At 62.5% G+C, this 21,249-nt stretch carries 19 protein-coding genes; 5 read left to right on the forward strand and 14 right to left on the reverse strand.

From position 1 onward, the window contains the following. Positions 1 to 228, forward strand: a 228-nt coding sequence (locus tag NCT05_RS21440) for a hypothetical protein (RefSeq protein WP_250503125.1), incomplete at its 5' end; no start/stop codon positions are given. Positions 229 to 289: 61 nt separating this feature from the next. Here the strand turns inward: NCT05_RS21440 and NCT05_RS21445 are convergent. The 3 genes from NCT05_RS21445 to NCT05_RS21455 form a co-directional block, all read right to left on the reverse strand. Then, positions 290 to 670, reverse strand: coding sequence for a DUF4148 domain-containing protein (locus tag NCT05_RS21445; protein ID WP_250440757.1), 381 nt, complete (start codon positions 668 to 670; stop codon positions 290 to 292). Between the two features lie 308 nt (positions 671 to 978). Continuing rightward, the gene (locus NCT05_RS21450; protein ID WP_250503126.1) at positions 979 to 3,402 is read right to left on the reverse strand and encodes a penicillin acylase family protein; all 2,424 of its coding nucleotides are present in this window, start codon (positions 3,400 to 3,402) and stop codon (positions 979 to 981) included. A gap of 169 nt (positions 3,403 to 3,571) precedes the next feature. Next, a complete protein-coding gene (locus NCT05_RS21455; RefSeq protein ID WP_008354446.1) occupies positions 3,572 to 3,742 on the reverse strand; it encodes a hypothetical protein in 171 nt (56 codons plus the stop codon). A gap of 247 nt (positions 3,743 to 3,989) precedes the next feature. On the opposite strand from NCT05_RS21455, the gene NCT05_RS21460 reads away from it, so the two are divergent. From NCT05_RS21460 to NCT05_RS21475, 4 genes are read left to right on the forward strand one after another with little or no spacing between them, the layout of a single operon-like run. Next, positions 3,990 to 4,946 (forward strand): HlyD family secretion protein, encoded by a 957-nt coding sequence (locus tag NCT05_RS21460; protein WP_250503127.1) that lies wholly within the window; start codon positions 3,990 to 3,992, stop codon positions 4,944 to 4,946. Further along, positions 4,943 to 5,896: an ABC transporter ATP-binding protein gene (locus tag NCT05_RS21465; RefSeq protein ID WP_404989950.1), complete on the forward strand. Its 954-nt coding sequence runs from the start codon at positions 4,943 to 4,945 to the stop codon at positions 5,894 to 5,896. The genes NCT05_RS21460 and NCT05_RS21465 overlap by 4 nt, the downstream gene beginning before the upstream one ends. Next, a complete protein-coding gene (locus tag NCT05_RS21470; protein ID WP_250436103.1) occupies positions 5,893 to 7,053 on the forward strand; it encodes an ABC transporter permease in 1,161 nt (386 codons plus the stop codon). Before NCT05_RS21465 ends, NCT05_RS21470 begins: the two co-directional genes overlap by 4 nt. 10 nt (positions 7,054 to 7,063) lie before the next feature. Then, positions 7,064 to 8,503 (forward strand): efflux transporter outer membrane subunit, encoded by a 1,440-nt coding sequence (locus tag NCT05_RS21475; protein WP_250503128.1) that lies wholly within the window; start codon positions 7,064 to 7,066, stop codon positions 8,501 to 8,503. On the opposite strand, the gene NCT05_RS21480 is transcribed toward NCT05_RS21475, so the two are convergent. The 11 genes from NCT05_RS21480 to NCT05_RS21530 form a co-directional block, all read right to left on the reverse strand. Further along, positions 8,496 to 10,025 (reverse strand): class I adenylate-forming enzyme family protein, encoded by a 1,530-nt coding sequence (locus NCT05_RS21480; protein WP_250503129.1) that lies wholly within the window; start codon positions 10,023 to 10,025, stop codon positions 8,496 to 8,498. The genes NCT05_RS21475 and NCT05_RS21480 overlap by 8 nt on opposite strands. 52 nt (positions 10,026 to 10,077) lie before the next feature. Then, a complete protein-coding gene (locus tag NCT05_RS21485; protein ID WP_250503130.1) occupies positions 10,078 to 10,980 on the reverse strand; it encodes an SMP-30/gluconolactonase/LRE family protein in 903 nt (300 codons plus the stop codon). Positions 10,981 to 10,995: 15 nt separating this feature from the next. Then, on the reverse strand, positions 10,996 to 11,940 hold the full coding sequence (locus NCT05_RS21490) for a 3-hydroxyacyl-CoA dehydrogenase (RefSeq protein ID WP_250503156.1): 945 nt from the start codon (positions 11,938 to 11,940) through the stop codon (positions 10,996 to 10,998). Between the two features lie 27 nt (positions 11,941 to 11,967). Next, positions 11,968 to 14,067 (reverse strand): ABC transporter permease subunit, encoded by a 2,100-nt coding sequence (locus tag NCT05_RS21495; protein ID WP_008354431.1) that lies wholly within the window; start codon positions 14,065 to 14,067, stop codon positions 11,968 to 11,970. 10 nt (positions 14,068 to 14,077) lie between these two features. Then, positions 14,078 to 15,589 (reverse strand): sugar ABC transporter ATP-binding protein, encoded by a 1,512-nt coding sequence (locus tag NCT05_RS21500; RefSeq protein ID WP_250440762.1) that lies wholly within the window; start codon positions 15,587 to 15,589, stop codon positions 14,078 to 14,080. A 9-nt stretch (positions 15,590 to 15,598) separates the two neighbouring features. After that, positions 15,599 to 16,726, reverse strand: a complete 1,128-nt coding sequence (locus NCT05_RS21505) for a sugar ABC transporter substrate-binding protein (RefSeq protein WP_008354427.1) — start codon at positions 16,724 to 16,726, stop codon at positions 15,599 to 15,601. A gap of 40 nt (positions 16,727 to 16,766) precedes the next feature. Then, positions 16,767 to 17,540 carry an N-acyl homoserine lactonase family protein gene (locus NCT05_RS21510; RefSeq protein WP_008354426.1) on the reverse strand — a complete coding sequence of 258 codons (774 nt, stop codon included), beginning with the start codon at positions 17,538 to 17,540 and terminating at the stop codon, positions 16,767 to 16,769. A gap of 14 nt (positions 17,541 to 17,554) precedes the next feature. After that, complete coding sequence (gene kce, locus NCT05_RS21515; RefSeq protein WP_008354425.1) at positions 17,555 to 18,487, reverse strand: 3,5-dioxohexanoate:acetyl-CoA acetone transferase; 933 nt, start codon at positions 18,485 to 18,487, stop codon at positions 17,555 to 17,557. 15 nt (positions 18,488 to 18,502) lie between these two features. Continuing rightward, positions 18,503 to 19,309: an SDR family oxidoreductase gene (locus tag NCT05_RS21520; RefSeq protein ID WP_250440763.1), complete on the reverse strand. Its 807-nt coding sequence runs from the start codon at positions 19,307 to 19,309 to the stop codon at positions 18,503 to 18,505. Between the two features lie 26 nt (positions 19,310 to 19,335). After that, on the reverse strand, positions 19,336 to 19,989 hold the full coding sequence (locus NCT05_RS21525) for a GntR family transcriptional regulator (RefSeq protein ID WP_175982872.1): 654 nt from the start codon (positions 19,987 to 19,989) through the stop codon (positions 19,336 to 19,338). A gap of 198 nt (positions 19,990 to 20,187) precedes the next feature. Further along, positions 20,188 to 21,204: a glycosyltransferase family 2 protein gene (locus NCT05_RS21530; RefSeq protein ID WP_175982871.1), complete on the reverse strand. Its 1,017-nt coding sequence runs from the start codon at positions 21,202 to 21,204 to the stop codon at positions 20,188 to 20,190. Positions 21,205 to 21,249 lie beyond the last annotated feature (45 nt).

Raw genomic sequence — 21,249 nt, forward strand, 5'->3', positions numbered from 1 at the left:
CTATTGCCGATTCCGAAGAACCAGCCGCACTCGCCATCAAGCGCCCACACTTATCGGCTGTTAGTTTTTAAAGAGCACATCGCAAGACAAGCCTTACTTCAACTTCCGTCTTGCGTCGCTGCATCAGCAGCAGAGAAACGAGATTATGAAGAGCCGATGACATCTCCGCAAGCCCCTTTCGCAAATTATTTTTCTGCGCCCGCCAAACGCCGCTGGACGTACAAATAGCCAGACATGCAAACGCGGGAAGTCCCGACCGACTCCCCGCGCTCACCAACAGCCCGACGACTCAGCTTCCGAAAAACAGCGTGCAATAACTCGCGGGCCCGACGCAATCCGACGTAGACATCCACATCGAACCATGCTTCATCGACATCGGCTTGCGCATCGCGCCTGAACCCGACGCCGCGCCGCCGGCATGGGTGCCGCCGTACGCTTCATTCGCTTCGTTCGTGTTCCGCCGCGCGGCGACCTTCGCTTCCGCCGCCTGAATATCCGAGGGATAGTTGGCTTGCTCGCCCGTGGCCGGCGAATACCCCGCCTGTTCGAGCTGAACAAGCTCGGCCTTGACTTGTTCGCGCGTCAGAGGGGCGTTCTGGCTCTGCGCGAAAACGAACGTGGGTGCAGCGACCACGGCGACGGACACGACGATTTTGGCGATGGCGTTCATGATGTTCACTCCGACAGAAAAGGTTGACCGGATCGCACGCGATCCACGACCTCATCGAACGCACAGGGCCCTTGCGCGGCTTCGACTCACTCGACCTAGGTTTCAAGCGTAGAGGCTTCGACTGGTTAACCCGGGTACGCAGCGATCTATTCCCGCATCGAGCAGACTCTATAAGAAGAAAAAGGAAGGAAGCGCGGAGGACGGACCGGATGAGGAGTCCGGCAAGGCGCCAGCCAGCACCCGTCCACCGCCATCGTAATCGTGATGCAAAGCGCCGTGAAGATCATCGGCGCTCACGCAGCCCGTGCTCAATGCGCGTCCGGCACGAGATGCACGCGTTTCTCCGTTGCGGCTTCGACGGCCGAGCGCGAATACAGCAACGGGAAGTACTGCCCGTCGAGCCACATCTGCGCGAGATCCCGATAATGCGGGCTATCCGGATCGCCCGATTCGCCAGGCAGATTCACCGCACGCGAGTTGTCCCAGTTGCCGACATCGACGACCACACGAAACGACGGTCCGTTCGTCTCGCGGAAGTCGCTCGCGCGATAGGTCGACTGATTCGGCGTGTAAGCGCTGCCTCCCTTTCCGATCGGCCCGACGTTCAGCTTCGCACGCATGTCCGCATCGACGACATCGGCCAGAGGATGCGCGTTGAGGTTCGTTTGCAGCTTGCCCCAACGCCACTGGGTTGCATCGGCGCCTTGCAGATGACGCATCTCCGCATAGGCATCGCGCAGACTCGAAAGCAGAACGGCATCGCGTTTGGCCGGCGCCTCGTCGCCGAAGCGCGTCTCGGGATGTTCGAGCGAATCGAGCATCACCGAGGTATCGGGTGCGCCGAACGACGCCGCCGCGTCCTTCGGCAACACCGCTTCCTTGAACGTGCGTCCGAGATGACGCGAGAACCATACTTCTTCGAGCGCGGCTTGCGGCGAACTCGCGCTCATGTGCGCGTCCCAGTCCTTGAGCATCGCGAGCGCGGCGCGTGTGTCTTCATCATCGCTCGAAAGCGGCGCGAGTAATGCGACGAGCCTGCGCGCCGGAATCGAAACGTCATCGTTCTGCAAGCGCTCGGAGTCTTCGATCGACACCCTCGGCAGCGATTTCAACACTTCGTCGATACGCTGATGCCGCGACCCGTTGGTCCATTCGAAGCCGAGCTTGCGCTCCGCATACGGATAACCCGCGGGCAGATTCATTTCATTCGACGTGGTGAAATAAGCTTGCGCCGGGTTATAGACCGAAGGCATTGCATCGCGCGGCCAGAAGCCCGCCCATTCATAGCGGCCATCGCCGGGCACGGGCATGAGGCCGTCCCAATTCGGGCGTTTCGGCGCGAGGCCGCTCGGCACCCAGCCGATGTTTCCATCCTTGTCCGCATAGAGCTGATTCACAGTCGGCGCGCCCCATGTCGCAAGCGACGCCTTGAACTGCGCGTAATTCTTCGCGCGCATATAGCGCATCGAATCGAAATACGGCGACATGCCGGGCGACAGCCACGCCGTGCGCACGGCGAAGGCGCGATGCTTGCGTTCTTCCGTATAGATCACAGGACCGTGTCGCGTGTAAAGCAGATCGGCGGTGACGGGAGCGCCATTACGCACGGCGACCTGTTCACGCACGACGCGCATCGGCTCCCACTTGCCCTTATAACGATACTGCCGCGAATTCGCCGGATTCAACTCATATACATAAAGATCTTCCTGATCAATGTTGAAGATCGTGAGTCCATAAGCGATCGAGCCGTTATGCCCGATCGAAATGCCTGGCGCCGAAGGTTCGCCCGCGCCGATGATATCGAGCGTCGGCGTGCTGATCTGCTGAATGTAGCGAAGGCTCGGCGCGGCATAAGCACGATGCGGATCGTTCGCCATGATCGCGCGGCCCGTCGCCGACTTCGATGGCGCGATCACCCAGTTGTTGCTGCCTTCGGTCACTTCCTCGGGATTCTCGGCTGCGGCGATCATCGTCGTCGATGCATCCGTGCTCTTCATCGACTCCTTCGTCACGCGCACGCCTTGTGTTGCGAGCGTAAAGACTTTGAGGACATCATCGGGAAGGCAGGGATCGAGGCCCGCGGGCATCTGCGCTTTCCACTGCGGCTGCAGTCCGAAACGCACGGTGTCCGCGTCGAGCGAGCTCTTGCACGTCACGCGTGCACGCGCGACTTCGCTTGTGAGATTTCGCGTGAGACCGTGGCTGCGAATACGCACGATATCGTCGGCGCTCCATTTCGCCGGCCAATAGCCGATCTTGCGAAACTCATAAGGCATGCGGTCCGGATGCGCGGCAAGCCAGTCGATATACGCATTCACGCCGGCTGCGTAGCGTGTCGCGGCAGGCTTCGCATCGGGACCATAGCGCTGCCATTCGGTCGCCATGTCGCCGCGGTAAAGAAAGAGCCGCGTGGCCTTGTCCTGTTCCACATAAGCGGGACCGAAGACCTCCGAAAGCTCGCCGAGGCCGCGTCTGCGCCACAGATCGATCTGAAACATGCGGTCACGCGCGGCGTTGAAGCCTTGCACGAAGAAGGCGTCGCTATCGTTGACGGCGAAGATGTGCGGCACGCCCCAACGGTCGATCAGGATGTCCGACGGTTGCGAAAGACCCGCAACGGCAATCGTTTCATCGCCCGGTGTATCGGCGAATGCGATTCGCGCGTCGAGCGGTGCGATTAGAGATGCGCCGATCGTCAGCACAATCAGGCGTTGTCCCTTTCTTCGATTCATCTTGGCGTCTCCGTTCTTATCAGTGTCGATTCCAGTCACACGAATATCGCACTGTAATTCGAATGCAGGAGACACGCAAAGGTTGTCGGCGGTTATTTAATTCGGACGCCGAATCTATTCGCGAAACGCTTTCACCCGAATGACGCCATTCTCGAACAGCGACTCGAGCTCACTCGTCCTGCCGCGGCTGCTCCTGCAAAGCCGTATCGCGGATGACTTCCGCGAACTTCTCCAACGCCTGCAGCGGACCACTCACGCTGTTGTATTCCTGCGTGCCGATCCGGCCTTCCAGCACCACTGAAAAGCCGCAGTCCTGCGCGATCTTCAAAAGATTGTCCATGTCGTAGTCGCCTCGTGTCGCTATCACGAAGCACACGTAATGCCTGCTCGCGCTTTCGTCTTACTTTCGCTCATGGCGTCGTTTTACGCCGGCGCATCCGCCCCGCCTGTAATTTTTACTCGCGCCGTCTATCCTTGATTTGGCACACCCGCGTGCGACTCACCGCCGCTCTGCTTGACACCGACGAGCCGCCTCACGTATTGTTTGGTAGACCAACCAAGTAACGAATACTTCCACGGAGCGCGCCATGAGCCGCATCACCGCCATCCCGACCTGCTTGCTTTTCGCCACGGCGCTCGCGGCGTGCTCGCATCAGGACCGCGATATCTATCAGGGCTACGTGGAAGGTGAATTCGTCTACCTCGGCTCGTCGCAATCGGGCAAGCTCACAGCGCTGTCCGTCGCGCGGGGGCAAACGTTGAAGGCGGGAACGAGCGCCTTCATGCTCGAATCGGCCGATGAAATCGCCGCCCTCGATCAGGCACAGCGTCAACTCACGGCCGCGCAGTCGCAACTCGAGGACATCCTCACGGGAAAGCGCGCACCGGAGGTCGCATCGGTGCGCGCGCAACTCGCGCAGGCACGCGCGAACGCTCGCAAGGCCGCGCTGCAACTGAGCCGCGATGAAGCGCAGTTCAGCGCGGGCGGCATCGCCAATGGGCAGCTCGACGATTCGCGCGCGAATGCGGATGCCGCCGCCGCGCAAGTACGCGACCTCGCCGAACAGGTCGATATCGCACGCCTGCCGGGCCGTCCTCAACAGATCGCGGCGCAACGCGCGCAAGTCGCAGCCGCGCAAGCCTTTGTCGCTCAGGCGCAATGGAAGGTCGACCAAAAGCGCGTTGCGGCGCCTGCGGACGGGCTCGTGTACGACACGCTTTATCGTGTCGGCGAATGGGTACAGGCGGGCAGTCCGGTCGTGCAGATGTTGCCGCCGCAGAACGTGAAAGTGCGCTTCTTCGTTGCGGAAAACATGGTGGGTAGCCTCGCAACGGGGCGCGCGATATCGATTCATTGCGACGGCTGCACGGAAGACGTGCCCGCGAAAATCACCTACATCTCGAATCAGGCCGAATACACGCCGCCGGTCATCTATAGCAACGAGAATCGCTCGAAGCTCGTGTTCATGGTCGAAGCGCATCCTCAACCGGCCGATGCATCGAAGCTGCATCCGGGCCAACCCGTCGGCGTGAGGTTGCAATGAGTGTAACGAGCATGCAGGACACGCAATACGTCATCGACGTCCAGAATCTCAACAAGCACTTCGGCGACAAACACGTCGTCAACGATGTATCGCTGCAAGTCGCGCGCGGCGAGATCTTCGGCTTTCTCGGCCCGAACGGCAGCGGCAAGACAACATCCATCCGCCTGATGTGCGGCCTGCTCACACCCGATTCGGGCAGCGGTACGTGCCTCGGCTACGACATCGTGCGCGAAAGCGAAGAGATCAAGCGCAACGTCGGCTATATGACGCAGCGCTTCTCGTACTGGGAAGACCTGACGATTCGCGAGAATCTCGACTTCGTCGCGCGCATCTATCAGATGAGCAATCGCCGCGAAACCGTGGATCGCGCGCTCGAAGCGCTCGGTCTGCAGAGCCGCGCGAGTCAGCTGACGGGCTCGCTCTCGGGCGGATGGAAGCAACGCCTCGCGCTCGCCGCATGCATGCTGCACGAGCCGAAGCTGCTCCTGCTCGATGAGCCGACCGCAGGCGTGGATCCCACCGCGCGCCGCGACTTCTGGGAGGAGTTGCATCGTCTCGCCGCGAAAGGCATTTCGGTGCTGGTGAGCACGCACTACATGGATGAAGCCGAGCGATGCCACAAGCTCGCGTATATCGCGTATGGCAAGCTGCTTGCGCAAGGCACCGCGAACGAAGTGATCGCATCGCAAAACCTCGCGACATGGAGCATTCACGGCGAGCATTTGAGCGAACTTTCCGAACGCTTGCGCAAGACGCCCGGCATCGATCAGACCGTCGTATTCGGCTCTGCGCTGCATGTGAGCGGCAGCGATCACGCTGCGCTCGAGGCGGCCGTGCGCGATGCGACAAAAGACGGCGCAACGCGCGCCGAGCCGATCGAAACCGGACTCGAAGATGTCTTCATCTATCTGATGAGCCGGTCGACCGACAACTTTAAGGTGACGTCATGAAGGCACGCGGCCCGCTCGCGATATTCGCGCGCTTCTCCGTGACGCGCTGGTGGAGCATCGTCATCAAGGAGTTCCTGCAATTGCGGCGCGACCGCATCACGTTCGGCATGATCGTCGGCTTGCCTATCGTGCAGCTCGCCCTCTTCGGCTACGCAATCAACACCGACCCGAAGCATCTGCCGACGGCCGTGATCGTCGGCGATCAGAGTCCGTTTTCGCGCAGCTTCATCGCGGCAATGGAGCACTCCGGCTATTTCGACATCGTCGAGACGCTGCCCGACGACGAAGCTGGCCGTCGCGCACTTGCGCAAGGCCGCGTGCTTTTCGTGCTGAACATTCCCGTCGACTTCTCGCGCAAGCTGTTGCGCGGCGAGCGGCCCGCGCTGCTCGTCGAGGCCGACGCGACCGATCCGAATGCGGTGAGCAAGGCGAGCAACGCGCTGACCATGCTCGTACGATCCGTTGCCGACAAGGACATCACGGGCCCGCTTGCTCGTTTGAACGCAACGCCCGCCCCATTCGACGTGCAGGTCCACAACCTCTACAACCCCGAAGGCATCACGCAATACAACGTCGTGCCCGGCTTGATGGGCGTGATTCTCACGATGACGCTCGTCATGATGACCGGCCTCGCGATGACGCGCGAACGCGAGCGCGGCACGATGGAAAACCTCCTTGCCACGCCCGTGCGTCCCGTCGAGGTGATGACGGGCAAGATCGTGCCTTACGTGTTCATCGGTCTCATTCAGGCGTCGATCATTCTCGCGGCCACGCGTTTCGTCTTCCATGTGCCGCTCGTCGGCAATCCGCTCGCGATCTATCTCGCCGCGCTGCTTTTCATCGCCGCGAATCTGACAGTGGGCATCACGCTGTCGTCGCTCGCGCAGAACCAACTTCAGGCAATGCAGCTCACCATGTTCTATTTCCTGCCGAACATCCTTCTCTCCGGCTTCATGTTTCCGTTCGCGGGCATGCCGGCGTGGGCGCAGTTCATCGGCAATTTGCTGCCGCTCACGTACTTCAATCGCCTGATTCGCGGCATTCTTCTCAAGGGCAACGGCTGGGCGGACCTGTGGCCCTCGGTGTGGCCGATGGCGCTCTTCACCGTCATCGTGATGGGCATTGCGTTGCGCTTCTATCGGCGCACGCTCGACTAGGGAAACATCGATGAAAAAGATTCTTCCCCTCTGCGCGCTCATGTTGTGCGGCTGCACTGTCGGCCCCGATTTTCATGCGCCTGCGCCGCCGGACACGCAGACCTATGTCAAAACGCCGGTCGAGGTAAAGGACTTTCCCGCGGCCGATCATGCGCTGCCGCGCTGGTGGACGCAGTTCGGCTCCGATACGCTGAACCGTCTCGTCGATCGCGCATTGAGCGACAGTCCCTCGCTCGACGAGGCGCGGGCGAAGCTCGTGCAGGCGCGCGAGGACTATCGCGCGCAGGCGGGCGCGACATACTTTCCCGTCGTCGATGCCTCGCTCTCCGGCTCGCGTCAAAAGGTCGATCCTGCTGCCTTCGGCGTGCCGATTCCGAGTCCGGGTCCGTTCACGCTTTATGATGCCTCGGTGAGCGTGTCTTACACGCTCGACTTCTTCGGCGGCGAGCGGCGCGCACTCGAAGCATTGCGTGCGCAAGTGGACTATCAGTCGTTCGAGCTCGATGCGGCGCGGCTTTCGATCGCGGGCAATGTCGTTGCCACCGCGATCCGGCGCGCTTCGTTGCAGCATCAGATCACGCTCACCGAAGGTCTCGTCGATGCACAGATGCGTCAACTGTCCATCATGGAAGGCCGCCTGAAGGCGGGCGGCGTCGCGCCGTTCGACGTGCGCAGCCAGCGCACGCTCGTCGAGCAGACGCGCGCAAACCTTCCGTCGCTCGTCACGCAACGCGATCAGGCCGATCACCGGCTTGCAGTGTTGCTGGGCGTCGAGCCATCCAAGGCCGACTTCGATGCCATCACGCTCGATTCGCTTCATGTTCCGGGCAACGTTCCGCTGACCTTGCCCTCGACGCTCGCACGCGAACGACCCGACATCCGCGCATCGGAAGCGTTGCTGCATCGGGCGAGCGCGAACGTCGGCGTGGCGACTGCCGACCTCTATCCGAAGTTCTCGCTCTCTGCGGGCGTGGGAAGCCAGCGCACGAACATCCACGACATGCTCAATAGCCTCAACGTGTGGAACGTCGGCCTGAATCTCACGCAGCCGCTATTTCATGGCGGCGAGCTGCGCGCGAGGAAGCGATCGTCCGAAGCGGCCTACGAAGCAGCCATGCAAGCCTATCGACAGACCGTGCTGGACGCGCTGCAACAGGTCGCCGATAGCCTGACCGCGCTTCAAAACGATGCCGATGCCCTGCACGCGCGCGAGATCGCGGCGAACGAAGCGCAAGCCAATCTCGACACAGCCAGCGCGCGCTTTACGGCGGGCGGCGTGAGCCGCTTCGATCTGCTCGACACACAACGTCAGGCGCTTCAGACGCAACTCGATTACGCGCTCGCGCACGCCAATCGTCTCTCGGACACCGCGGCACTTTTCCACTCGCTGGGCGGCGCAGGCGAAGACACGAATGCAGCGAGCAAACCGGTTGCATCCGCAACTAATTAGCGAGCTTTCCGAGCCGATGCTTGAGCACCTTGCCGCTCGCGGACACGGGCAATGCATCGAGTATGCGGATAGAAGAAGGCCGCTTGTAGGGCGCGAGCCGCTCGCCGACCCACTCCGCGAGTTCGCTTTCGCTCGCCGTGCAGCCGGGCCTCAATTCGACGAACGCAAGCACGTCTTCATTGCCCTGCACGCTCCGTCCGACCACGGCGGAATGCAGCACGGCGGGATGACTGTTGAACGCCTGCTCCACTTCCGCGGGATACACGTTGAAACCCGAGCGGATGATCAACTCCTTGCTGCGCCCGACGATATACAGGTTGCCCCTCTCGAAGCGCGCGAGATCGCCCGTCTTGAGCCAGCCGTCCTCCGTCACCGTGGCCGCCGTCTGCGCCGCATCGCGGTAATAGCCGAGCATCACGTTCGGCCCGCGCACCCATAGTTCGCCGGTATCGTCGGCGTCGCTTTGATGCGCGAGCGGCACGATGCGCGCCTCGACGCCTGGAATCAGCGGCCCGACGGACGAATCGGGCGCCGGTGCATCGAGCAGCGTGTTCGATACGGTCGGACTGCTCTCCGTCATGCCATAGCCGTTATGCAAGGGCACACCGTAGAACGCTTCGGCAGCGGCCTTGAGCGTCATGTCGAGAGGCGAGCCGCCGCAATAGACGAAGCGCAACGATGGCGCATTCAGGCCGCCGCGCGGCGTGAAATGATCGATCAGCTTCGCATGCATCGCGGGAACGCCTTGAAAGATCGTCATGCGTTCATCGCTGAGAACGCGTCCCGCGCGCGCGGGATCGAAACGCGCCGCAAGACGCAACGTCGCGCCCGCATACAGCGAACCGAGGCACATGGACGCAAGACCGAACACATGCGATACCGGCAGTACGGCATAGACGCGATCGCTGGTACCGACACGACGCAGCGTGCTGGATACTGCCGCGACGAACAGCAGATTACGATGCGACAGCATCACGCCCTTCGGCGCGCCGGTCGTTCCCGTCGTGTAGATGAGCGCCGCGCATTGCCTGTCCGATGACAGTCCGTGCGGCTCCTGCTCAGACGCGGCATCGATATCGCTTAACGCAAACGCGCCGATCGGCGTCGCATCGAGCGATTCGACCGAAGCGCCGTCACGTTGCGCGTGATGCGCGGCGTCGTCGGAAACATCGACGGTATAGAGCGCGATGCGTGGCTTCGCATGCGCGCGGATCACATCGAGCTCGACTGCGGACAATCGCGCATTCACGATCAGCGCCCACGCATCGAGACGGCTCACGGCAAAAAGCGATGCGACGAGCAGGACGCTGTTCTCGCCGATCAGCATGACGCGATCGCCGGCGCGCACGCCCGCCGCACCGAGACGCGCGGCCAGCGCATCGATTGCATCGTCGAGTTGCGCATAAGTCAACGCGCGCGCGTCCTCATGCAACGCGATGTGATCGGGATGCGCCTTCGCACCGCGCGAGATGATCGCGTCGATGCGCGCGGGCAGCGACGCAATGAGCTTGTTCGTATCCATGTCGAGCGATATCGTTCGAGACCCTGAGGCCCGAATGATAAACGCTCATGCTCTATCCCGCGAAACGCGGCTCGGGAATGCCGCGCACGCCGAGGCCCGTCACCGCGAAAAGGCCGCCCTTGTCGCGCTCTTTCTGCGGAATGCCCCACATCGGGCGGCCCATCGTCGATACGTAGAGGATGTCGAGACTCGGTCCGCCGAACATCACGCTCGTCAGATTGCGCACGGGAAACGGCACGACGCGATCGAGTTTGCCATCGGGAGCGAAGCGCAGAATGCGTCCGCCGAAGACGAGAGCAGACCAGACATAGCCTTCTTCATCGACGGTTGCGCCATCGAACGTGCCGGCCATGTCGTGCGCCGATGCGAACAGGCGCTTGTTCGTCGCCGCGCCCGTTTCGATGTCGTAGTCGTAGGCGTACATCTCCTTGCTGTATGTGTCGGTGAAGTAGAAGGTCTTGTTGTCGGGGCTCCAGCATGGGCCGTTCGAACAACTGATGCCGCTGTCGAGCCGCGTGACCTGGCCATTCGTATCGAGCCGATACAGCCCGCCGCTGCGCGTCGAGCGCTGGCCGCGATCGGCATCGTAGCGGTCGAAGTCGTAGGACATGGTGCCCGCGATGAAGCGTCCACGGCGATCCACCTTTCCGTCATTGAACCGCGTCTCGGGATCGTCGCTTTCGGGATCGGCGATGAACTGCACGGTCTGCGCATCGAAGTCGTAGAAATACAGGCCGTTCGCGAGCGCGACCACCGCGCCGCCCTGCTCGCGCAACGCCATCGAACCGATGTGACGCGGCACGAAATAGCGCTTCACGTCGCCGCCGTCAGCACGGCAGCTATAGATTTCCGCGGCCGTGCTGTCGATCCAGTAGAGCCGTTCCTCCTTCACATCCCATAGCGGTCCTTCGCCGAGATGATTGTTCGCATCGACCAGCAAGCGTACTTCGGGCATCGTCGTCTCCTTTGTTCAGGCTTCACCGTCCTCGATATCGCGCCGATGCGCGAGCAGCGCCATCAAACGCCGATCGCGCCAGCGGCTGCGTTCTTCGATCTTCTCGCCGGGCAGCACCGCGCGCCGTTCGGCATCGAGCTTGCCGAGCGTCTCGGCCGACCAGTCGAACGGCTTGCGTCCCGCAGCGATGCTCTTGTATGTGCCGCCGTAGCGCGCAGCGTAATCGGCCACGCCACCGGGCGCGTTGAGGTCGATCGTTTCGAACGGGCCCATGAACGACCAGCGCATCGCGAGTCCATCGCGTATCACGGTGTCGAGATCGGCGGCGCTCGCATAACCTTGTTCATAGAGACTCAACGCTTCGTCGAGCAACGCGCCTTGCAGACGATTGAGCAGAAAGCCCGAGATCTCGCGATTCACGGTGACGGGCTTTTGCTTCGCTCCTTCGTAGATGGCGCGTGCGCGTTCCATCGTGTCCTGCGAGGTCCACGGCGCGCCGCACAACTCGACGAGCGGCACCAGCGACGGCGGATTCACCGGATGCGCGACGAGACAGCGTGCGCGGCCTGCGATGCCTTCCGTGAAGGTCGATGCAGGCAATCCCGATGTCGAACTCGCCAGAATCGCGTCAGGCTTCGTGAGGCGGTCCAGTTCGATGAACAACGCACGCTTCGCTTCCACCACTTCCGCGATGTTCTCCTGCACGAGATCCGCGTCGGCGACAGCATCGGCGAGATGTTCGCATGCGGTGATGCGGGCCACGATCGCATCGACGGCTTCATCGATCAGATCGAACGACGCCAGATCCTCGACGCTTTCGCGGATCGCGGGAATCGCGCCGCCGAGCATGTCCTTCGATGCATCGTGGATCGTGACGTTGAAGCCGCTCTTCGCAAAGACGATCGCCCACGCGCGGCCGATACGGCCCGAACCGATCACCGCAATGTTGTTCGCTTGCATCTGCATCTGGTCCTCGTTCGAGTTGGTTTAGCCCTTCTTGTCCCGCAGCGTGATGACAGCCGCCAGCACGACGAGTCCGTTGATGATGTCGCGCACCGCGGGCGGCACCGTGGTTCCCGCAAGCAACGTCCCGAGCGCCGTAAGCAGCAGCGCGCCGCCGAACACGCCGAGATAGTGCCCGCGTCCACCGGTAATCAATGCGCCGCCGACGACAACCACTGCAATCGACGGCAACAGATACGGATCGCCCATGCCGAGAAAAGCTTGCGAGCTGAACCCCGCGAGCAACAGGCCGACGATCGCGGAGCACAAACCCGAAAGGCAATACACGGCGATGAGCGTCGTGCCCACGCGCACGCCCGACAGCTTCGCCGCGACCGGCGAATTGCCGACCGCATACACGCGCCGCCCAAACGGCGTGCGATGCAGGAGCAGCAACGCGATGACGAGAAACACCGGCACGCTCCACGCCGCGATCGACAGCGGACCGAAGCGTCCGTTGGTGAATTCGCTGATCGTCGACGGCGACCATCCTTGTGGCGAGCCATTGCAATAGATCAGCGTGAGGCCTTGCAGCAAACCGTTCGCCGCAAGCGTGACGACGATCGGCGGCAAGCCGAGCATCACGACGCCCACGCCATTGAACACGCCGACGAGCAGGCCGACCAGCAGCACCATCGGCACCGCCCACGCGGCCGCGCCGTTCACGCCGTGCGTGAGTCCGGTCAGCAACACGCCCGACAGCGTGATGAGCCAGGGCATCGACAAGTCGAGTCCGCCCGTCAGGATCACCGCGCCCTGGCCGAGGCCGAGTATCGCGAGAAACAAGGTCAGCGTGAGCAGGCTGCTATAGAAGTTCGCGCTGACGAGCACGCCCGGCCCATAGACAAAGCCCGTGATGACGACCACCGCGAAGAACAGCAGATAAGCCGGCACCACATACTTGACCCATTCGCGATTGCGCTCGATCCAGTCGGCGATCGGTCGTCCCTTCAGCTCCGTGTTTTCAACCGGACGATAATCGTCGACTTCGAACGCAACGCGCCGCGCATGCTTGTCGTCGCGTGCGCGCGTGCCCGTTCGCACCGCCTTGAGCCACTGCGCCGCGTGACGCGCGCATTCATGCGCCGCCGATTGCTTGCCGATCGACGAACCGAGCACCGCGAGAATCAGGATCACCGCTTCGGCTATCGTCGTGAAGAACGCCGATACGTTCAGCACGAGCAGAATGTTCACGGTGATCATCAGCGTCATTGCTGCGAACACGGTGCCGACGCAGCCGCCACGTCCGCCGCCGAGCAACGTGCCGCCGAGCACGACGGCCGTGAACATCGAGAGCAGCAGCGGACGGCCGACGAGCGGATCGGCCGAGCCCGTCTGTGCCGATACATACAGACCCGCCGCCGCGTAGAACATGCCAGCGAGCGCATACGTCGCGATGCGGTAGCGCGTGACCGGCATGCCGTTCGCATACGCGCCGTCGGCATCGCTGCCTAACGCGTACAGACCCACGCCGTAACGCGTGCGCTTGATGAACGACCAGATCAACAGCGCAAGAATCAGCAAGCCCGCCGACATCGGCATCTTGTCGGGGATGAGATCGGCGGTGAGCACCGCGCCGAACTGATCGCCGACGCTGCCGCCCGGCTTGTTCTGAATCAGCAGCGTCAAGCCTTGCACCATGAACATCGTCGCGAGCGTGACGACGATCGATTGCAAGCGAAACCATGCGATCAGCGCGCCGTTGACGAGGCCGATGCCGCCGCCGATCGCCAGAATCAGCGCGGCGCCGCCCCATTGTTCGACGGGCGATCCTTGCACGAAGCGCACGGCAAGCACGTTCGCGAGCGACACGACCGCCGAGGCCGACAGATCGAATCCGCCCGACAGCACGACGATGGTCTGCCCGATCGCCGCGAGCGCGAGTGTAGTTGCGCTCGAAATTACCGATCCGATGTCGTAGAGCCCGACAGGTGTCGCGGACAGCGAAACCCATCCGGCGAGCATCGCAAGCAACGCACTGATCGCGATGATGAGCCCGCGATGATGATCGATGCGCGCGCCAAATCCCACGCGTGCGCCCGGCCGCACGACCTCGCTTTCGGGCGACGCAACGGCTATCTTCATGAGCAACCTCTCAACTGGAAAGCATCTTGCGCATCACGTTTTCTTCGGTCAGCGCGTCGCCGCTCAACTCGCCGGCGTTGCGTCCGCGATACATCACCGACACGCGGTCGCACACGTTGACGAGCTCGGGCACGTCCGTCGAATAGAAGAGCACGGAGCCACCCGCCGCGGCGAATGCACGCATCAGCACGAAGATCTGATGCTTGGTGCCGACGTCGATGCCGCGCGTCGGATCGAACATGAGCCACACGCGGCTTTGCGTGAGCAGCCACTTGGCCATCGCGATCTTCTGCTGATTGCCGCCGGAGAACGACAGACACGGCTTGTACAGCGCGCGCGGATTCACCTCCATCTGCGCAAGCGAGCGACGAATCGCGGCCTGCTCGCGCTTGCGATCGATGAGGCCGAAGCGCGCATAGCGGCCGATCACGGGAAGCGACACATTCTCGCCGCCGGGCAAACGCAGGAACAGGCCTTCGGTCTTGCGGTCTTCGGGCAGAAAGCTCGTCGATACGCCGGCCTTCAGCGAATCCGCCGTCGATGTCAGCGTCACCGGTTTGCCGTCGATGCGAATCTCGCCATCGTCGATGTAAGTGGCACCGAACAGCGCCTCGAACAGCTCGCGTTGCCCCATGCCCTGCAGCGCTGCGATGCCGTGCACTTCGCCCGGCTTCACGGCGAGATCGAAATCGGCGACGACGCCATCGACGCGAACGTTGCGCGTCTCGATCGCCGGCGTCGCGTCGCTTTGTACCGTCGTGATCTTGGGCGGATACTTCGCCTCCATCGAACGCCCGATGACGAGTCGAATTACTTCGTCATCCGATATATCCGCAGCGTCGAACGCGCCCACATCTCGGCCATTGCGATACACCGTGAGGCTGTCGCAGAACTCGCGCACTTCCTGCATGCGATGCGAGATGAACACGAAAGTCACGCCGCTCGCCTTCAGTTCGTCGATGCGCCGTGAGAGCCACGCGACATCGCGTCCCGACAGCGCGGACGTCGGTTCGTCGAGCAACAGCACTTTCGGCTTGCGCACGATGGCCTTCGCAATCTCGATCTTCTGCCGCACCGGCAACGAAAGATCGCGAATATAAGCGCCGGGACGCACATCGGACAGTTCGAGCCTGTCGAGCCATTCCGCTGCTTGCCGCTGCGCGTCGCGCTTTCTGATGCGCCCGAGAAAACCCGTCGGCTCGTACGACATCAATAGGTTCTGCGCGACCGTGAGATCGCGCACGAGCGTCATCTCCTGAAACGCCGTCTGCACGCCCGCGCGATGCGCGTCCTTCGGGCTCTTCATCGTCACGTCGCTGCCCATTACGCGGATGCTGCCGGCATCCGGCTGCATCAATCCGGACAGCAGCTTGACCGTGGTGGACTTTCCCGCGCCGTTCTCGCCGAGCAGCGCATGCACCGCGCCGCGCTTCACCGAGAACGACGCGCCATCGAGCGCGACGGTCGCGCCGAAGCGCTTCGTCACCTTCGACAGATCGATCGCCAATGATGCGTCGTTCATCGCGCCGCCTCAGTCCTGATTGCCCGTCAAGGCCGCATTGAAGCCGACTTCCTTCGTCTCTTCGGAGTAGATGTCCGCGAACCAGCCCGGCGGCACCTTGTCCGGCGGGAACGCGGTGCAGCCCGCCTTCAGTTCGTCGATGCTGCCCGTCTTGCACAGCTTCGATTCCGAGGTCAGCACAAGCGGCAGCTTGAGCGTCACGCGCGCCGGAAAGTCGCCGCCGTCGAGCTTCTTCACGGCCATCTTGAGCGCCATCGCGCCCGAGTACGGAGGCGCGCCGTAAGAGATCGAGCGATAGCCGATTGAGCGATAACCGCCCTGTCCCTTCACTTCGCCCGGCGGCAGCATCTGCACGCGATGGCCGTTAGACGATTCGCCCGCGCACGGCTTGATCTTGTCGTCGGCAATGCCCGCTTCGAGCTGCATCGACGCCGCCGTGAAGCAGCCGACCTGCATCCACAGGCCGTCGATCTTGTCCCAGCTGTTCGTCGCGAGAATCTTCGAAAGCTCGGTCTTCGCGGTCGCCTGACTCCACATGCCCGTTCCTTCCGCGACGATCTTGATGTCCGGATACTTCGCGAACACGGCCTTCGCCGCCTCGGTGCGTGCGCGATCGACCGACGTGCCCGGCACGCCCGTGATCATCACGACATTGCCCTTGCCGTTGATGGTCTTCGCGAGCCATTCCGCGGTGACGGTGCCCGCCTGATGCTGATCGATCGTCACGTTATGCGCGCACGGCTCGGTGACTTCTCCGTCATACGCCGCGACGACGACGCCCTTCGAGCACGCGTTCTTGATCGCGCGATTGAGCGCCGTCGGCGAGATCGGATAGATGACGATGGCCTTCGCGCCTGCCTGCACCATCGAGTTGATCTGCTGAATCTGCTTCTGCGCATCGGTGCCCGCGACCTGCACTTCGAGATCGACCTTGTCTTTCAGCCCCGGCGTATTGGCCATCGCCTTGACCATGTTCGCGGCTTCGGTTTGCCAGTCGTTGCCGACATAGCTCATCGACAAAAAGATCTTGTATTTGCCGGCCGCGTGCGCCGTGCCCGATACGGCGAGCGCCGCCGCGAACGCGAGGCCGAGCGCTGCCCGTCCCGCATGACGAATCGACTGCGTCAATGCTTTCATGTCTTCCTCCGGTATTCGTATGGTTATGAAGCGGGCGCTTCTAACTTCGGATGTGCGGCAGACGAGCGCTCGCGGGCAGAGCGATGCCCGCGCTGCCGGGCACGACATTCGGGTCGTGTCCGGGTATGACGAAATCGGCGATCTGACGGATGCGCGACAACGAGCCGATCTCCGCCAGCGTTTCATGCACGATGCCCACTGGAACGAGATCGACGATGTTCTCCATGCAGTTCGCGCAATCGCCGGCGATCAGCACGACACCTTCTTCCGTGTCGACCGCGACGGACTGATGCCCCGGCGTATGACCCGGCGTCGGCACGACGCGCACGCCGGGCACGATATCGGTCACGCCGTTCACGAACTGCCAGCGAAAATACGCGAGCGGCTCGCGGCCGATCAGAAACTCCTGGTAATACGTGGCCTGCGTCGGCAGCGGATGACCCGCGTATTCCCACTCGGCCGCCTGCACGATGAAGCGCGCATTCTTGAAAAGCGTGTTGCCGCCGGAATGGTCGTAATGCAGATGCGTGTTGATGACGATATCGACCTCGTCCGCGCTCCAGCCGACATACTCCTTCAACGCGCGTTCGAGCTTTTCCTCCGGCGCCTGATCGCATGGGCACACGAAGTTCGACACCCAGCCTGGATCGTGTATGCCCGTATCGACGACGATCTTCTTCTGCGCGCCGACAATCGCCGTCGACCATACGGGCACCTTCATCTGCTGGCCGAAGTAGCGGCCATACACTTGCGATGAGCGATCGACGGTGAGCCAGCCCGTCGGCATCGCGACTACCTTCAGCTTCGTGCTCACGATGCCCTCCGCTATCAGAAGTTGGTATCGCTCGCGCCTTTGAGCTTGAGCATCTCGCGTGCTTCGGCGGGCGTCGCGATATCGAGGGACAGTCCTTCGATCACCTGGCGAATCTTCTTCACCTGCGCCGCGCTCGATTCGGCGAGCTTGCCCGGCTCGATCCACAACGAGTCTTCGAGGCCGACACGCACGTTCGATCCCTGCGCGACGCCCATCGAGCCGAGCGGAATCTGATGACGTCCCGCGCCGAGAATCGACCATACATAGTCGTCGCCGAAGAGACGATCCGCCGTGCGCTTCATATGCGCCAGATCTTCGGGATGCGGCCCGATGCCACCGAGCAAGCCAAAAACGCTCTGCACGAAGAACGGCGGCTTGACGAGCCCGCGATCGACGAAGTGCGCGAGGTTGTACAGGTGCGAGATGTCGTAGCACTCATGCTCGAAGCGCGTACCGTTATCGCTGCACGACGTGAGGATGTATTCGATATCCGCGAACGTGTTCTTGAACACGAGATCGCGGCTGTTTTCCAGATGCTTGCGCTCCCACTCGTACTTGAATTCCTTGAAGCGATCGAGCATCGGGTACAGGCCGAAGTTCATCGATCCCATGTTGAGCGACGCCACTTCCGGCTTGAAGTGATGCGCGGGCTTCAATCGCTCCGCGACGGTCATGTGCGGGCTGCCGCCCGTCGTGATGTTGATGACCGCATCGGTTTCCGCCTTGATGCGCGGCAGAAACTCCTGAAACACGGCGGGATCCTGCGTCGGATGACCATCGTTCGGGTCGCGTGCATGCAGGTGCAGAATGGCGGCGCCTTCCTTTGCAGCCGCGAGCGCGGCATCGCCGATCTGCTGCGGCGTGAGCGGAAGATACGGCGACATCGAAGGCGTATGGATCGCGCCCGTCGGCGCGCAGGTGATGATGACCTTGCGTTTCGTTGCCATGTGCTCCTCGTTCTATTAAAGGACTTCGACGTTGCCGCAGACGGAGATCGCCTGTCCCGAGATGCCGCTGCCCGCGGGCGAGCACAGGAAGAGCGCCGTGGCCGCGACTTCCTCGGGCGTCGTCATGCGGCGCAGCGAAATCTTCGCGAGATATTGCTTCTCCATCTCTTCATAGGAGACGTTCAGTTGCTTCGCGCGCGCCGCGATCACGCGCTCGATGCGCGGCCCTTTCACGATGCCCGGCTGGATCGCATTGACGCGAATGTTCGACGGCCCGAGCTCGATAGCCAGGCTCTTCGTCATGCCGACGACGGCCCACTTCGTCGCGGCATAAGGCGTGCGAAACGCGTAGCCGAGCCGTCCCGCCACCGACGACAGCGCGATGATCGCCCCGCCGCCATTCGCCTTGCGCAAGAGCGGCACCGCGCGGCGCGCGAAGTAGAACTGCGCGTTCAGATTCACATCGACGGTCTGTTCCCATTCGTTCGCATCGAGCTCGTCGATGCCGCCCGTCGGCCCCGCGATGCCCGCGTTGTTCACGAGCACATCGAGTCCGCCGAGCTCGCGTTCCACATCGACGAATACGCGCTCGACCGCTTCCTTGTCCGCTACGTCCGCGAGCGTCGACGTGATCGCATTGCACTCCGCGCTCGCTTCGGCTTTCGCCAATGCGTCGATTGCTTCGGGACTCGCATCGCAGACGTGCACGCGCGCGCCTGCATCGATGAACGCGCGCGCTATCACGAGCCCGATGCCCGATGCGCCGCCCGTGATGAGCACGCGCAATCCCGCGTGCGGTTTCAGCATCTGAAGAACCGTCATCCATGTCTCCGTTGTTGTTATGCGTGTCAGGCGCTTGCCTTGTTGCTTAGTTCGCCGCTTTGCAAACGCTCTTGCAGATCGGCGGCCGCATCGCCGATGTCTTCCTCGATGCCGGCGCGCGCGCCTTCGCCATCGCCGCGCCAGAGCGCTTCGACGATATGACGATGCGCCGCCATCGAACGGCGCATATGCGGAATGTCGGGCGCGACGAGATTCAGGAACGGGCCGATGCGCATCCAGAGGTTCTGGATGGTCGCGAGCGTGAGATCGCTCGCGCCGTGCGTGTAAATGGCGATATGAAATTCGAAGTTGCTGCGCAGATACGCGGGCACGTCGCCCGCTTCGACGTGTGCGTCCATCGTGTCGAAGATGGCCTGCAGCGCGTCGAGATGCGCGCGTGTCATGCGCGACGCCGCGCGTTTGGCGACCGCGCCTTCCAGTGCGATGCGAACGTCCCGCAACTCATCGAGGAGTTCGAGCGTCATCGGCGGAACCATCAGCGCGCGGCCGGGACCGTCGATCAATGCGCCTTCCGCCTGCAAGCGCGTGAGCGCGGCGCGCACGGGCATGGTCGACGAGCCGACCGCTTCCGCGACGCTGCGCAAGCTGAGCAACTGCCCAGGCGCGAAGCGGCCCGTCATGATCGCCTGCCTCAATTGCGCATAAACGCGACCGGCCATGGTTTCGCGTGCAACTAATTCGAGCGCGGGTAAGTCCGTCGTCGAGCGTGTCGCCAACTTTTGCCTCCGTTCTTTCGTTCGGCTGCTGCGATGCTTTCGATTGGTGTGACCTGTGATCACACTTGCATGGCTAAAGTGTCGGACGCGCGAGCACGCGAGTCAACCTTGAATTGCTAGGTGAAAACGCGGAGCGACGCCTCAGACCGCTTCGTGCGAAAGACGGGCCGCATCGAGCGCGACGCCGATGGCCGGAGCGGCCAACACGCGGATTGCCTGAAAATGGGACGCATCGAATGCGCCTCGAAAGAAGTCGACCACCGCGACCAAGCGCCTGACGATGAGATCATGAAGGACGGACACGTCTTGCCCGAAGTCCTTCGCGTCGGCAGCAATGAGTCTGTCGACCGCGCGCACGACGGCGAGCAATTCGTCGGTGCCGACTTCCAGGCCGAACCACATGCCAACGATGAGATCGATGTCGCGCGGATCGAGGCTCGGGTACCAGAGCGCCAGAAGACGTTTGCGGAGGCCTTTCATCGCCGGGCCCGCCAGATCTTCCCGGCTTCTGGTGAAACTGGTGCGGTGCGACCTGACCTCGACGAGGACTTCATCGACATTGCCGATCTCGCCGCCGGCCACCATGATCGCGACGAGATAGTTCAGGTCTTCGGCGCTCGCCATCTGCATGTCGAACCGGATGCGATGCTCGCGGACGAACGAACGGCGCACCATGAGCATTGCGCCGCCGATGGTGTTGAAGCCTTCGAAAAGCCGGGCCTTCAGAGCGCCGTCGCCGAGCGTGCAAAGCCCATAAGTGTCGTTGGCAATACCATCGCCGAACAAGCGCGCATGGCCGCCGCAAGCGGCAAGGCGCGCGCACTCGCGGAAAGCGGCGACTTGCGCGGCGAGCCTCGTCGGCAGCGCCCGGTCGTCCGAGTCGATGCGCGCGATGAACTCGCCGCGCGCCGCGTCGAAACCCGCATTCGAAGCGGCGCTGATGCCCTCGTTCCGGCCGAAGCGTATGAGGCGCACGCGGCTGTCGTCGCCCGCTGCCTGCTGCGCGACGGCGAACGTCTGATCGATCGAGCCATCGTCCACGACGATGAGCTCCCAGTCTTCGAGCGTTTGAGCGCGAATCGAAGCGATTGCTTCGCCGATGAAGGCCTGCGCGTTGAACGCGGGCATGACGACGGTGACGAGCGGTGAGGATGTCATGGGAACCGGAATCCGTTCTGATTTGTTCCCGGCGGAGTGTGCCGC

Origin of the sequence: Caballeronia sp. AZ7_KS35, assembly GCF_023631045.1 — a bacterium.
GTDB lineage: Bacteria > Pseudomonadota > Gammaproteobacteria > Burkholderiales > Burkholderiaceae > Caballeronia > Caballeronia zhejiangensis.

Bases quoted from the DNA above. Each gene is read 5' to 3' on its own strand.
- NCT05_RS21485 (WP_250503130.1), bottom strand. From the start codon at position 10,980: ATGCCCGAAGTACGCTTGCTGGTCGATGCGAACAATCATCTCGGCGAA.
- NCT05_RS21470 (WP_250436103.1), top strand. From the start codon at position 5,893: ATGAAGGCACGCGGCCCGCTCGCGATATTCGCGCGCTTCTCCGTGACG.
- NCT05_RS21445 (WP_250440757.1), bottom strand. From the start codon at position 670: ATGAACGCCATCGCCAAAATCGTCGTGTCCGTCGCCGTGGTCGCTGCA.
- NCT05_RS21475 (WP_250503128.1), top strand. From the start codon at position 7,064: ATGAAAAAGATTCTTCCCCTCTGCGCGCTCATGTTGTGCGGCTGCACT.
- NCT05_RS21520 (WP_250440763.1), bottom strand. From the start codon at position 19,309: ATGACGGTTCTTCAGATGCTGAAACCGCACGCGGGATTGCGCGTGCTC.
- NCT05_RS21480 (WP_250503129.1), bottom strand. From the start codon at position 10,025: ATGGATACGAACAAGCTCATTGCGTCGCTGCCCGCGCGCATCGACGCG.
- NCT05_RS21525 (WP_175982872.1), bottom strand. From the start codon at position 19,989: ATGGCCGGTCGCGTTTATGCGCAATTGAGGCAGGCGATCATGACGGGC.
- NCT05_RS21490 (WP_250503156.1), bottom strand. From the start codon at position 11,940: ATGCAAGCGAACAACATTGCGGTGATCGGTTCGGGCCGTATCGGCCGC.
- NCT05_RS21500 (WP_250440762.1), bottom strand. From the start codon at position 15,589: ATGAACGACGCATCATTGGCGATCGATCTGTCGAAGGTGACGAAGCGC.
- NCT05_RS21495 (WP_008354431.1), bottom strand. From the start codon at position 14,067: ATGAAGATAGCCGTTGCGTCGCCCGAAAGCGAGGTCGTGCGGCCGGGC.
- NCT05_RS21465 (WP_404989950.1), top strand. From the start codon at position 4,943: ATGAGTGTAACGAGCATGCAGGACACGCAATACGTCATCGACGTCCAG.
- NCT05_RS21505 (WP_008354427.1), bottom strand. From the start codon at position 16,726: ATGAAAGCATTGACGCAGTCGATTCGTCATGCGGGACGGGCAGCGCTC.
- NCT05_RS21455 (WP_008354446.1), bottom strand. From the start codon at position 3,742: ATGGACAATCTTTTGAAGATCGCGCAGGACTGCGGCTTTTCAGTGGTG.
- NCT05_RS21530 (WP_175982871.1), bottom strand. From the start codon at position 21,204: ATGACATCCTCACCGCTCGTCACCGTCGTCATGCCCGCGTTCAACGCG.
- kce (WP_008354425.1), bottom strand. From the start codon at position 18,487: ATGGCAACGAAACGCAAGGTCATCATCACCTGCGCGCCGACGGGCGCG.
- NCT05_RS21460 (WP_250503127.1), top strand. From the start codon at position 3,990: ATGAGCCGCATCACCGCCATCCCGACCTGCTTGCTTTTCGCCACGGCG.
- NCT05_RS21450 (WP_250503126.1), bottom strand. From the start codon at position 3,402: ATGAATCGAAGAAAGGGACAACGCCTGATTGTGCTGACGATCGGCGCA.